This window comes from Bacillus sp. DHT2 (genome assembly GCF_026241455.1).
In the GTDB taxonomy this organism is placed as follows: domain Bacteria; phylum Bacillota; class Bacilli; order Bacillales; family Bacillaceae_G; genus Bacillus_A; species Bacillus_A pseudomycoides.
This window is the reverse complement of record NZ_JAPHWH010000033.1, coordinates 1-13,463: the sequence shown is the minus strand read 5'-3', so window position 1 is coordinate 13,463 and position 13,463 is coordinate 1. Positions and strand designations below refer to the sequence as shown.

Genomic DNA, 13,463 nt, shown 5'->3' with positions numbered 1-13,463 from the left:
TCGTAAGGAGTAAAAATCGTATACTTGTTCCTTTGGTAGATATTCCAAAGGAATATTCGTAATGTAAAAGTTAATAGCACTAAGCTGCTTGCTACGTTCTTTATAGATGATTTGCTTTTTGTGTTCTTTAGCTGCCAAATCCTTTTGTCTACGTTTCATTTGCGTATCAGTTAATTTATACATAATTAGTCTTGCAGGGAGCTTTTGATACATTCCAATATAAATCTCAGGAATTTCATATGTTTCACCGGATTGTAATTGATCAATAAATTGTTCCATATCTAATTGGATATACTCAGATTGCTTTTTTATTGTTCCATTTTGAAAGTATTCGGGCTCTTTATTCTTCTGATATATCCGTGTATTGAGCTTTAATCTTGAAATAAAATAAGCATTACACTTGTCTATAGTATATAGGTCTTTTAAGTCGAAGTATCCTAAATCCCGTATACACACATCGTTCGATTGAAGAGACGTTAAACAAGTAGATCCATAAGTTTTATCATTGTGTTTTCCTGATCCTACATGAACATGTATAAACTGACCACTACCACCTGAACCTTGATATGTAGAAGCGAATTTATCCGGAACCTGAAAATGTGTAGAATCCAATACACGAATACGACGAAAATAGTTTGTATACAAAGTTGTAATTTTGTTAGTGGAACAAAATTGTTGATGAAGTAAATATGCTAGTATAACTGTACAGCCTGAGAATTAAAGCGTTGATTGAGTCCTTCTGGACTCATAGAAATACCTGTGTTAGCTTCTAATCGACTACATAATTGTGCCAATGAAGTATGAGCTATATTTTGGCTTAACCAAACACACAGAGCTACTAAATCTTGTGCACGATATTTACTTTTTCGTTGAACAAATCCTACTTTTCTAGCTAACTGATCCAGAGCATGTGGTGACATATGTTGTTGTAATTCTTTAGAAAACAATTGTAATTCATCAGAAATCGATAAATTCATACCAAAAACGCCACCCTTTCTGTATATTTCTACAAAAAGAATAGCGTTTTTTTTCGTTTTATGGATACAATTTTTTAGCTTGATGGATGTGTGGTGCTACCCCATTGCTATCAAGCTAACAAAACAAAATACTCCCTAAAATGAAAAAAATGTAGCTTTGGAATAAAGTTTGAGTAAAAATACCTCACAAATCAGCATTTTATGATAAATAAAAAGGATCCATTTTGAAAAAAGATTGATTAAAATGGATTCCTTGCTGGCATATCAAGGACTTGCTTTATAAAAAGTTCAATAGGAAATAATATGCTCATTAGTTTGGAGTGTATTTGTTAACAAACTCTGTTTTTGCTTCAGTATATCCATCTCTGTTATGTTCATATTTATCTATTAAGCTCATTTTTAAGTTACTATATTTTTTGGTAACATCTTTTCGCAGTCGTAAAAAATCTCTAAAATACAATTCATTCCAATCACCTAAATACCTAACATGAAGATGAAATACTTTTTCGGCAAATCCTTTTTCTGTATAGCCTTTCATAAACATCATATGAGGTACTGGCTTTTGTGGTTGCTTTTCTAAAATATATCCGTTTTTCTCTAACTTACTCACTAAAAATTTCAAATCGCAGTCTTCTGTTATTTCAATCAATATATCTATCGTTGGCTTTGCTAATAGCCCATTAACAGAAGTGCTTCCTATGTGATTTATTCGCTCAATATATTGATTACCGATTATGTTGTTAAGTAATTTTTCTTCTTGTAAATACCAATCTTTCCATATTGGATTATGTTCTTTCAGTCAAAATTGTTTAGTATTAATCAATACTTTAATGATTCAAGAAGTTCTCTTAGACAAAAATAAATCTTTACTGCAAAAGTTAGTGCCAGAAGATTTTAGAGCTTTAACACCACTTATCTATGCCCACGTAAATCCATATGGGACATTCAAATTAAATATGAAAGAACGTCTAACACTCCAGAGATCTTCTTAAGATTTTTCAAAAAAGAAACTTCCTTATGGTAGTAGAGGGCACCATATATACATTGATACCACTGAGTTGTTTACTACGAGGAGAATATTTTATTCCTTTCTTTGTAAGGTTCTCTTTATTGAGCAATCCATTAGCGAAAATTTGAAGAAACACAGTAGTAAAAAACTTCGTGTTTCTTCTTTAATATATTTATTAGAAACCACTTTGCACTTCCCGGCACAGTTGCTCCTTCTAGCCCTCATTAAACAAAGTAAAACCCACTGCACACAAGGGTCCTTTAGTCATAAGCTTCACTAATTGTTTTGCAGTATATTTCGGTGAATATTTCATGTCATTTTGAAGCCACCAAATTGCCATCCCAACAACACAGGAAGTGATGAAATGGAATACCATATCCTTTGGAATATCTAAGTCATGGTCTTCAATTTTAAGCTCAATGAAATTTTGTTCAAGATTATCCATAATAGTCTGCTGCATTTTTAGGTTAAAATCATGAATGCCATGAGGTCCAAGCATGCTTTTATAAAAGTCTGCATGTTTTAATATACACTCAAATATGGATTGTAAAATCCCCTCGAATTCCGAAAGATCTATTTGATGTCCCTGCACATGGGCATATAGGACCATCTTACTTGTCAACTCTTCTAGTACATTCTCACTAAGCTTTGTTAACAAATCTTGTTTATCCCTGTAATGCGAGTAAAATGTTGCCCGATTGATGAGTGCCTCATCTGTGATGTCTTGAATGGTAATAGCATCGTATCCCTTTTCCGCTATCAGTTTGATAAAAGCATCATATATAAATTTCTTTGTCCGAATAATCCGCAGATCCGCCTTTTTCAACATCTTATACCTCCCTGTTCGTTATTGTCATTATAAACAACAAATTTCATCCGGTTGTTTCTTATCTTACATTTATGCCCTAAATGTAAATTGCATTGTGTAGCAAAAACGATATAATTTCATTATAAACAACATGTTTTTATTATAAACTACACGTTGTTTGTTATCTATCTTTTTGTTGGATGAATGCTAGGAGGAATAATTTAAAATGCTTACAGTAAAGCAATTTTTCAAACAAAAGATGATTCTAGGTGGCGTTTTAGGCATTATGGCTGCTGTTATCATCGCTAGTTTTGCTTTTATGGGATCAACTGTTAATCCTATACCAAAAGACTTGCCGATCGCTATGGTAATACAGGATACAGGTGTGAACTTACCAGGACAAGGAAGTGTAAATTTAGGAGATAAAATAAAAGAGCAAATTCTGCAGAATAAGCAAAGTCCCGTTAAATGGACGTTCTTACAAACGCAAGAAGATGTATTGCAAGGGATGAAGGATAAGAAGTACTACGCTGCCATCGTGTTTCCAGCAGAAATATCCCAGCAACTTGTATCGCTGACCACGCCTAAGGGACAACAAGCCGAGGTACAAGTCTTGGTGAATCAAGGAATGAACTATAATGCCGCAATGGTTTCGAGCCAAATGATTGATAAGTTCATTGGAGGGATAAACGAAAATATCCGTAATACCTTGCTTGATCAGCTTTCACAAAGAAATATGACACTAACAACTGAACAGGCAAAGTTATTGGCAAACCCATTTATTGCTAAAACGGAGTTGATTCATCCAGTTCAAGCACGTACAGGTAATGGAAATATTCCTATAATGCTGACACAAATCTTATGGATTACTACTCTTATCAGCTCCTTAGTCTTATTTATAGCTGTCCAAAAGTTTACAAACGGACGCGTTACAGGAAAATCAGTCCTATCACAGATTCTTGCAGGTTCTGTTTTCGTGACAGTAATTGCAAGTTTAACTCTTTTCATTGCTCATACCATACTCGATGTAAACATACCGAACCAAGGAGAAATGTTCTTATTGTTACTTTTCTTTGGCTTCATGTTCTTCCTTTTGCAAAGTGCAGTACTCAACTGGATTGGCCGTGTCGGGGTACCAATATTAATGGTAGTCTTCTTCTTCTCTATGCCAGTCTTATCACTGGCACACGAATTTCTTCCGGATGTGACAAAACACTGGTTGTATTCTTGGACTCCTTTTAAGTACAGTGTAGAAGCATTTCGTAGCAGCTTCTTCTTTGGAGGATACGGGATAGGCTCATATGTTCAGACGATGGGGTTTCTTGGACTTGTATCTCTTATAATTATGGTACTGGTTGTATTCAAAGGGAAAGATAAACAAAAAGGTTCTTTATCTACTGAGTCAGTGTAGAGAGAGTAGATCTAAAGCCAAAGAGATACAAGGGATTTCCCTTGTATCTCTTTGGCTTTCATGAGCTCGACTTTATTCAGCATCATTAAAAAGGAAATGGAATATCACAAAATTCCATTTATCGGACAATACATTAGAGAAAATTTGAAGAAACGAGCCTTAGAAACCCCATAATTTATTAATCCATTATATTTTATGTAAATGATATGACGGACTAGAGTAGCAACCCTGTGATTCTCTCTAATAGAAACGTTAGGTTACAGCTTCCATATACGAATCCTATATTTAAGAAAGAATAGGTGAATTTTATAAAGATGAAAAACCCTAAAGTTCAATTATTATTTGTATTTACACTTGTCTCTATCGTTCACTTTCTGTTGAATACATCCATTATCTCACTATACAACTTTGTCGACGTACTATTGTCTATCACAATAGTAGGAATTGCCTTCATTATTTTTATCGAAAACCGTTCCCCACAAAGTACTTTAGCGTGGTTTTTAGTATTAGCACTTTTTCCTGTAGTTGGTGTGATTTTGTACTCTCTTTTTGGCCGAAGTCGTTGGAGAAGAAAGAAGCATCTACATCGTTCAGAAGAGCAAAGAAAATTATTCCGTGAAATTTTAGAAGGAAAACGCCTAGATTTATCATTCACTTCCTCATTAAGTGAGCGCTCTACTTATTTAACACAGGTTGTACAAAAATTCGGTGGCGGTCCTGTTGCCAATAATACCACAACAAAACTCTTAACAAATGGTGATCAAACATTTACAAACATTATACAAGCTATTGAAAATGCTACACATCATATACATATTCAATACTTTATTTATCGAGCAGATGAAATTGGTACAAAAATTCGCGATGCATTAATTAAGAAAGCAAAATCTGGTGTAACTGTACGCTTTCTCTATGATGGGATCGGAAGTAATTCATTACGAAATCGTTTCTTGCAACCCATGAAAGATGTAGGAATTGAGGTTGTGGCATTTGATCCTATTCTTTCGTCATGGCCACTTGAAACAGTCAATTATCGTAACCATCGTAAAATTGTCATTGTAGATGGAGAGATTGGTTTTACAGGTGGGCTCAACGTTGGCGATGAGTATTTTGGTCGTTCTAAAAAATTCCCAATTTGGCGTGACAGCCACTTAAGAATAGAAGGAAAAGCATTGTACAAATTACAAGCAATATTCCTTGAGGATTGGCTCTATGCCACTAATGGTTTAAACACTTATTCTTGGAATCAATTTATGAATATAACATACTTTCCAGATAAACAAAATTCTCATGCAGAAGGGGCTGTTCAAATTGTAGCAGGTGGACCAAGTTCAGATGATACAAACATTCGTAATACTTTACTTGCTGTTATAGGTTCTGCTAAGAAAGCAATTTGGATCGCAACACCCTATTTCATTCCGGACCAAGAAACATTAACATTACTACGTTTAAGTGCAATAGCTGGAATAGATGTCCGTATTCTATATCCGGGGAAGAGAGATAGAATCATTAGTGATCTAGCATCTCAATCATACTTCGCACCACTTCTAAAAGCCGGTGCTTCAATTTACAGCTATAAAGATGGTTTTGTGCACGCTAAAATTGTACTTGTAGATGATGAAATTGCAACAATTGGTACAGCAAATATGGATGTCCGTAGCTTTGAACAAAATTATGAAATCATTAGCGTACTTTATGAATCTAAGACAGTTCTTGATATTAAACGTGATTTTGAAGAGGACTTTAAGCATTCGTCTGAAATTAGATGGAAATCATTTCAAAAACGCAGTATTCGAAAACGAATACTGGAATCCCTAATGCGTCTAATTTCCCCTTTATTATAATTCCGAAAAAAGTAATCAAAACAAATTTGATTACTTTTTCCTTTACACTAACATAAAGGTATTATATAGTTAAGTTAACTAAACTAAACTATATGTCAAAACGAAAAAACGGCGTACAATGAAATAACAGAATGATTGGAGGAAGAATAGTATGACTAGTTCTTATAAAGAAGTAATTACCGACATGAACCGAGCCTACAATGAATTAAACATTTTACTATCTCAGGAGTTAAAGAATGAGTTTGGTCTTACAGGGCAGCAAGAGAACATGATAATCTATATTAATTTAAATAAAAATACTACAGCTAACAGTATTGCGACCACTTTTAATATATCCAAAAGTGCTGTCAGCCAAGTTTTATCTAAATTGGAGAAACATAATATGATTTCGAAACACGCAAATCCTAACAATAAACGTGAGTATTTCCTTACAATTGGTCCTAACGGTAGCAAGTATATAGAACGATTGTCTCAGCTAGATGATTTACTTATTGAGAAATACTTCTCTAAAATTGATATCGAAGCCTTGCAGCAAATGACCGATACCTTAATGAAAATAAATCAAATTATACGAGAAGAAAAAAAGAAGAACCTTGAGCCCAAATAGTAATAAAGTCTCAATGAGAAAGGTAAAGGAGTACAGCATGATTCGTATGGCACTAAGGGCATTTAAAATACAAATGTATTATTTGCTAGGCACGATGTTATTAGGATGGATTATGACGCCTTTTTCGCCCCATTTTTTAGGTGCAAGCATTGGCTTGCTTGTTAGTATGTATTGTGTTTGGATTTTAGGAAGGCGTATTGAAAAGTTTGGAGATAGCATTGTAAAAAAAACAAAAACACCGACGCTTGGTATGATTAATCGGTTTGCAGCAGCGATACTCGGTGCGATTATTATGTATGAGATTGAACACCATAGTGTCATATGGACATTTGCTGCCGGAATTATGGGTGGTTATTTCTTAATTGTGATTAATTTAGGGTATTATAGCATGAAAGATGGGAAGAAATAGATTAGCATAAAACTTTTTTTGGGGCACAGCACATCGCTATCAAGCTAAGGTTAATAAAAGTCATTTTCAAAAATGGCTTTTTTCTTTTTCTAAAAAACCAGTGTAGATTATTGGAAATTCTGCATATCAAATAAACCCTAACGGGTTTCATTTTTTTATTGGGGTCCCGCCACATTGCCATCAACTTAAGAAATTAAATGTTCCCCAAAACGAAAAAAATGAACTAAATTCTCATGGACACCTATGAAAAGATGAAATTTTCGTTTTGGGGGCACTTCAAAATATTAGCTTGATGGGCATGGGGTCCCGCCAGCATTTCGGAAAAAAACCACGTTAAGAGCATGCAAGATTTTATACAGTTTTTCGGCTAATCCAATAACAAACAAGAACTCGAAAACCCACACCATGATAGGAATGTATAAAAAATTGCATAGATTGATAGAAAGAGAAAAAGTCAGATTCCTTATGAGAGTAGGGAACCACCTTGTCTTTGCTACTGATAATGAGACGTTATGTCAACCTTACATGAATAGAATATCCAGGTTTTTAAGGTAGGGTTTCCAATGAACAGTCACGAACTATTAATAATGAAAAGTTCACTTTAAGGAGGATTCATAAAATGAAAAATTTAATGACAAGTGATGGTACTACCTTACATATAAGCAAAAGTGGACAAGGCTTACCTTGTATTTTCTTACATGGAGGTCCTGGTTATTGGAGTTACTCTTTTGAACAGACAGGTGGCCCTATTTTAGAAAGTTTTATGGAAATGCATTATCTTGATCAGCGGGGGTGTGGTCGCTCTTCACTTGCTCCGAAAGGAGATTACTCACTAAAAAGATTACTTTTAGATCTTGAGGAAATAAGGCAAGAATTAAAGATAGATAAATGGATTGTAATCGGACACTCATTTGGTGGTATTTTAGCTACTAACTACGCTAAACAACACCCTGACAGTGTCTTAAGTTTAATCTTACTTAATTGTACACTAAACAAGCGAGAGTCAAACCTGCATCAAATGAATGTAGGGAGAAGCTGGTTAGACGAAGGTAATGTTTTGGATTCTTATGAGTCAATCGAGTCTTTCTATAAAGACTTCTTTGCAATGGCTGAAAAACTGCTAGAAATGGGAAAGTATTATGATTTACAGTTAACGGATAGAAAAAATCTTAAAGTCTTAGAAAACTTAGATAAAGAACTTAAACACCGCCCTGATTTTCGTAAATATGTACATGCGGATCCTGAGTTTTTTCAAGATTATACTCGAATCACAGCTGAAATTTCAGTACCAACTCTCGTAATTAGTGGCAAGTATGATGATGCTGTTGGACCAGATCACTATAAAAAATTTAATTTTCCTAATATGTCCGTTGCTATTTTAGAAGATAAGCATCATCCTTATTTAGAAAACAAAGAAGAATTCAGGCGCGCAATTCAGGAATTTATACTAGCTATACCTACTCTAAAAACAACTTAAATTTACTTCCGATATCGGGTTTTATATAAATAAAATAGGTCTAAAGTATGAATCAGTTTCATTATTAAGCATGATTTGAAAATTCCTTTTTTTGTTATCATTTAATTAATATTTAACAAATGGGGGATGAAATATAAAGCTTAAGGTTCAAGGGGTTTCTGAACTGGTTTTGCAGGTAGAATCAATGGCTAGAGCAGCGGGGGATTATTTGTATCCTTAATAGTCAAAGAGAAAGCAGTAAGAGAGTTAATATGTTGCAAGTATTGAGACAAGGAGTGTTATTCGGATGGCAAACATTTTAATAATTAACTTTCCAGCAGAAGGGCATGTCAATCCTACTTTGGGCATTGTAAAAGCTTTTGCGGAAAGAGGAGACAGTGTTCACTATATTACAACTGAAAAATTTAAAGAACGTTTAGAAAAAGTTGGCGCAACGGTTCATCTTCAGCCTGATTTATTGAGTAAAGCATCCATTGATCCGTATTCGAATGCCGGTTTAAATGCCTTTCTGAAAATTCAAATTCAAACTTCATTGGACGCTTTAGATATCACAAAACAGTTATCTCAGGATATTGATTTTGACTTTGTATTTTATGAAAAATTTGGAGCAGGGCAACTAGTGAGAGATTACTTGCAAATTCCGGGAGTTTGCTCTTCAGCATCCTTTTTGTTTCCCAAAGAATTTCTTAAAAACATGCCTTTATCTCCAGAATCCGGATTTAAACCTGATGAAGAAGCTGAAAAGTTAATGGTACAAATGAAAGAATGTTATGGCGTAGAGCCGGAGAGCTCGGCTCAGTTTATGAATAATGCGGCGGAATTAACGATTGTATTTACGAGCTGGTATTTTCAGCCTAATAGCGAAAAATTCGATGATTCAAATATCTTTATCGGACCGACATTCCCAAAGAGGGCTTATACGGGTAGCTTTCCCTTTGAAGCATTAGAGGATGAACAAGTCCTTTATATTTCGATGGGGACGGTTCTTGACCGTACAGAGGAGTTTTTTAATACATGTATTGATGCATTTTCTGATTTCAAAGGAAAAGTTGTCATCGCTGCCGGTGAAAGAGTAGATATGACAAAAATTAAAGAAGCTCCCGAGCACTTTATCATTTCTTCATATGTACCGCAATTAAAGGTACTCGAGCACACGGATGTCTTTATTACCCATGGCGGTATGAACAGCGTGAATGAATCGATCCACTTCAATATCCCAATGGTTGTTATCCCGCATGACAAGGACCAGCCTACAGTGGCGCAGCGTCTGACTGAGCTTAATGCCGGCTACAGAGTATCAAAGGATAATTTGAAACCTGAAACGTTAAAGGATGCCGTTAAAGAAGTGCTGACCAACGAAATCTATAAAGAGGGTATCAAAAAAATTAATGAAAGTTTTCAAAAAAGCGGCGGGGCAGAAAAAGCTATAAAAGCTATTGATGCTTTTGTGCAAAACAAAAAATGAAGAGAAACACAAAGCCTTATTCAATGCGAGTTGAATAAGGCTTTTTTAGTTTGACTTCCGATAACAAAAATTATGTAAAAGAGCTGTCCAAATGGATGGCTTATTTTATTTTTTGCTTAGCGTGGGGTTTTTCCAAAATGCTGGCCGTACCCCATGCCCATCAACTTAAGAATTTTATAACACCCCAAAACAAAAAAATTGTACATTTTCACATGAAGATGTCAATTTTCTCGTTTTGGGGGTATTTGTATTTCTTAGCTTGATAGCGATGTTGTCATACCCCAATTACACGAAAAATGACATAGAATATGAATTCTATGTCATTTTCACAAAGTGATTTTGAAAATAAGGGGAAGGGGGCGCTCAAGCTTATTTTTCTAGCACATCTGAGCGAATTCATTGTAAATCATCTGTTTTAATTTCACCTGTTGAGGTAGATGAAACTATAAAGCAGAAGATTATACTGTACATTGCTTATACTTTTTACCTCGGATGAAAATAAAATCACCTTCGATATATTTATCTTATTATAAAAATATTTAAATTCACTTTCATAAATGTTACAAAAGTCTTGCATAATCTTATTCTTTTTCTGATGTAACAGGAAGAGTAAACCAAAACTCACTCCCTTGTTTACCATCTGAACGATTTCGTACACCAATTTTGCCTTTGTGCATTTCAATTAACGATTGTGCAATGGCTAATCCGAGTCTAGATCCCCCAGATTGTGAACTTCTTGATGTATCCGTTCTAAAAAATGTTTAAATATGCGTAGTTGATCACTATAAGCAATGCCTTCTCCTTCATCATGCAAAATATATTGAACGTGCTGTTTCTGCTTATTTTCCTCTACAGTCAACTTAATTATTTCAGATACTGGAGAATATCGAATTACACTATGTAACAAATTACTGATCACCCGTGCTATCTTACAAGCCCTAATCCAGAGCTTAGGCAATGTATCAGAAACTCGGAATTGTAAATGAATTTGTTTTTCTTCTAATGAAATAGAATGTGAATCGAGTACTTCTAATAGAATACGATCCATATATGTTAAACTCGGATGAAAATCTTCTTGCACAAGTTCTAACTTAGAAAGGTCAAATAAGTCATTGATTAGTCCACTTAATCTTTGTATTTCTTTATGGATTGTTGGTAAGTACAATTGCTAGTCCAAGTCGTGCTACCTAAATCCTCGTTTTTGGTATGTTCGGCTTGGCAACATACCCATACCTGCCGAATTTCTCCATGCAATGGTCAGGCAATATTTTTTAATTAACTATAATAAAATGAATTTCATGTTATCACTAAATACAATTCTCAAATATATGTAAATCACTACCATTCTGACCATGTATTTCGAGAAGAAGTAAATTTTTATATTTTCCACAAGAAATAATATAAAAAGACTTAATTCTTGTGAAGAAAATAAGCCTTTTTACCATTTAGACTCACACAAATGATCTGCACATCAATTCATCTTTGATATACAGATCATTTGTATGATAATTTTTATAAATAATTGCGGAATAATAAACTTACATAAATGCTTTTAAAAGCTCTTGTACGAATGGAAGTACTCCACCTAAAAATTTTAAAACTGCCATTGCGATTGCCATGTTATTTCCTCCTCTTTAAATTTCTGAATATTAGGAATTATATAAATTCATTATATTACAGATTTAAGAATATAACAATATCTTTTTTTATTCTCCCTAAGATTTCGAAATATGCCCATAACAACATTTTTTATGCCACATTTATTCATGATAATTAAGTTCACTTTTTTCGTTTTGGGGTGGATTTGTTTTCTTAAGTTGATGGGCATGTGGCGGCACCCCATGCCTATCAACTTAAGAATGTCATTGAAATGTACCAATAGATTCTAGTGCAGCAAAATAAATTGTGCTATGATGTGAGCAAATATAAAGCTATCTAACGGAGGGATTCACATGCCGCATGTTGTGTTTCGTGGAATTACTACTGAACAATTAAAACGCATAAGCAAGCCATTAGTAGAAGAGCTCGCAGAGATTTGTGAGTGTGGTACAGATAATTTTACGTTGGAACTACCAAGTTCTACGTTTGTATTCAATGGAGAAGAAATAGAAGCGTTTCCTCTTATTGAAGTGAAATGGTTCGAGCGTGGACAGGAAATTCGTGATCGATTTGCCAAGGCCATTACTACATATGTAATGGATTTTGGACTTCCAGAAGTAGAGGTTGTATTTACGGTTTTCACAGAATCAGCGTATTATATTAACGGGAAGCATTGTGCAAGTTAGAGCTATTTGAAAGATTTTTGTAACATTTATAAGGGGGAGCGCCCCACATCCATCAACTTAAGGATTTAGACTATTTTTGAAGTTAAAAGCACGTTACTATTCTCTTATGTTAATGAGAAAGGGTGACGTGCTTTTTATGAATATGAACCAAAAACAAGAATTATCTTTATTTGCCGAAGAGTTATATCGATATATGTCTCCCGCTACACTTAATTAATTAGCTATAAAAGCAGGCGGGATGAAACGAAAACGTAAGTGCCACGGGCACCATTTCTTATCCTTGTGTGTATGGTTAAATCAACAAGTCGCTACTACCTCTCTTACTCAACTTTGTAGTCAATTAGAAACTTCAACAGGAGTTTTATTAAGTCCGGAGGGACTTAATCGACGATTTAACTCGGCTTCTGTAGCCTTCTTTCGAACTGTATTTACTACACTTCTACAAGCTAAAATTGGAGGAGTATCTAAGATTTCTCATTCTCTTTCTGCTTATTTTGAACGGATTCGTATCCTTGATTCTACAACCTTCCAAGTTCCAGATCGATTCGCAGCTACTTATCCTGGTGCCGGAGGATGTAGTCATAAAGCTGGTGTGAAAATTCAACTAGAGTATGACTTGTTGAGTGGAGAATTTTCTGATGTGGCAATTGAACCCGGAAAACGAAGTGATCAGGCATATAGTGCGACTCGAACAGGCATGGCACAAAAGAATGAACTGTATATTCGTGACTTAGGATACTTTCGTTTACAAGACTTTAAGTCTATTCAAGATAAGCAAGGATATTATTTATCACGTCTTAAGTTACCAACTAAAATATATAGAAAAGAATTCGAAACAGTGGTATTTAAAACAAAACCCGCTCAATTAAGACCGGTATATATACAAATTCATTTGGAAGACATCATGAAACAATTACAACCTGGCCAAGTGTATGAATTACATGATGTATATGTAGGGAGTAAAGACAAACTGCCTACTCGCATTGTGGTTTATAGATGTACCGAGGAGCAAAAACAGAAACGCCTACGCGATCGAGCGATTCGCGAAAAGAAAAAAGGGATTACATATACAGAGCGTACGAAACTTTTACAAGGAATTACGGTATATATGACAAATATTTCTGCGGAATGGGTACCAAAAGAGAAAATCTATGATTTATATTCACTACGT

General features: G+C 34.6%; 9 protein-coding genes and 4 pseudogenes. 9 read left to right on the top strand and 4 right to left on the bottom strand.

Annotation, left to right across the window (positions count from 1 at the left end; genetic code table 11):
* Together ORL93_RS29975 and ORL93_RS29970 are read right to left on the bottom strand one after the other, a co-directional pair.
* Window positions 1–977, bottom strand: a pseudogene (locus tag ORL93_RS29975) (IS4 family transposase); the annotation flags it as partial.
* A 310-nt stretch (window positions 978–1,287) separates the two neighbouring features.
* Complete coding sequence (locus ORL93_RS29970) at window positions 1,288–1,776, bottom strand: GrpB family protein (protein WP_265960254.1); 489 nt, start codon at window positions 1,774–1,776, stop codon at window positions 1,288–1,290.
* A gap of 1 nt (window position 1,777) precedes the next feature.
* On the opposite strand from ORL93_RS29970, the pseudogene ORL93_RS29965 reads away from it, so the two are divergent.
* Window positions 1,778–1,969 (top strand): annotated as a pseudogene (locus ORL93_RS29965) (Tn3 family transposase); the annotation flags it as partial.
* A 231-nt stretch (window positions 1,970–2,200) separates the two neighbouring features.
* Here the strand turns inward: ORL93_RS29965 and ORL93_RS29960 are convergent.
* Window positions 2,201–2,815 (bottom strand): TetR/AcrR family transcriptional regulator, encoded by a 615-nt coding sequence (locus ORL93_RS29960; protein ID WP_097795301.1) that lies wholly within the window; start codon window positions 2,813–2,815, stop codon window positions 2,201–2,203.
* A 205-nt stretch (window positions 2,816–3,020) separates the two neighbouring features.
* Here ORL93_RS29960 and ORL93_RS29955 point away from each other — a divergent pair, with 205 nt between their 5' ends.
* From ORL93_RS29955 to ORL93_RS29930, 6 genes are all read left to right on the top strand, one after another.
* Window positions 3,021–4,205 (top strand): YhgE/Pip domain-containing protein, encoded by a 1,185-nt coding sequence (locus ORL93_RS29955; RefSeq protein ID WP_097795300.1) that lies wholly within the window; start codon window positions 3,021–3,023, stop codon window positions 4,203–4,205.
* A gap of 314 nt (window positions 4,206–4,519) precedes the next feature.
* Window positions 4,520–6,049, top strand: coding sequence for a cardiolipin synthase (locus tag ORL93_RS29950; protein WP_265960253.1), 1,530 nt, complete (start codon window positions 4,520–4,522; stop codon window positions 6,047–6,049).
* Window positions 6,050–6,200: 151 nt separating this feature from the next.
* Window positions 6,201–6,656: a MarR family winged helix-turn-helix transcriptional regulator gene (locus tag ORL93_RS29945; protein ID WP_265960252.1), complete on the top strand. Its 456-nt coding sequence runs from the start codon at window positions 6,201–6,203 to the stop codon at window positions 6,654–6,656.
* A 37-nt stretch (window positions 6,657–6,693) separates the two neighbouring features.
* Window positions 6,694–7,065: an ATP synthase subunit I gene (locus tag ORL93_RS29940; RefSeq protein WP_016114392.1), complete on the top strand. Its 372-nt coding sequence runs from the start codon at window positions 6,694–6,696 to the stop codon at window positions 7,063–7,065.
* Window positions 7,066–7,684: 619 nt separating this feature from the next.
* Entirely contained in the window at window positions 7,685–8,542 is an 858-nt protein-coding gene (locus ORL93_RS29935) for an alpha/beta fold hydrolase (RefSeq protein WP_265960251.1), read from the top strand.
* Window positions 8,543–8,828: 286 nt separating this feature from the next.
* Entirely contained in the window at window positions 8,829–10,007 is a 1,179-nt protein-coding gene (locus ORL93_RS29930; protein WP_265960250.1) for a macrolide family glycosyltransferase, read from the top strand.
* A gap of 581 nt (window positions 10,008–10,588) precedes the next feature.
* On the opposite strand, the pseudogene ORL93_RS29925 reads toward ORL93_RS29930, so the two are convergent.
* Window positions 10,589–11,169 (bottom strand): annotated as a pseudogene (locus tag ORL93_RS29925) (sensor histidine kinase); the annotation flags it as partial.
* Window positions 11,170–11,959: 790 nt separating this feature from the next.
* On the opposite strand from ORL93_RS29925, the gene ORL93_RS29920 reads away from it, so the two are divergent.
* Both ORL93_RS29920 and ORL93_RS29915 read left to right on the top strand, forming a co-directional pair.
* Complete coding sequence (locus ORL93_RS29920; protein WP_001120967.1) at window positions 11,960–12,292, top strand: DUF1904 family protein; 333 nt, start codon at window positions 11,960–11,962, stop codon at window positions 12,290–12,292.
* A gap of 136 nt (window positions 12,293–12,428) precedes the next feature.
* Window positions 12,429–13,463, top strand: a pseudogene (locus ORL93_RS29915) (IS4 family transposase); the annotation flags it as partial.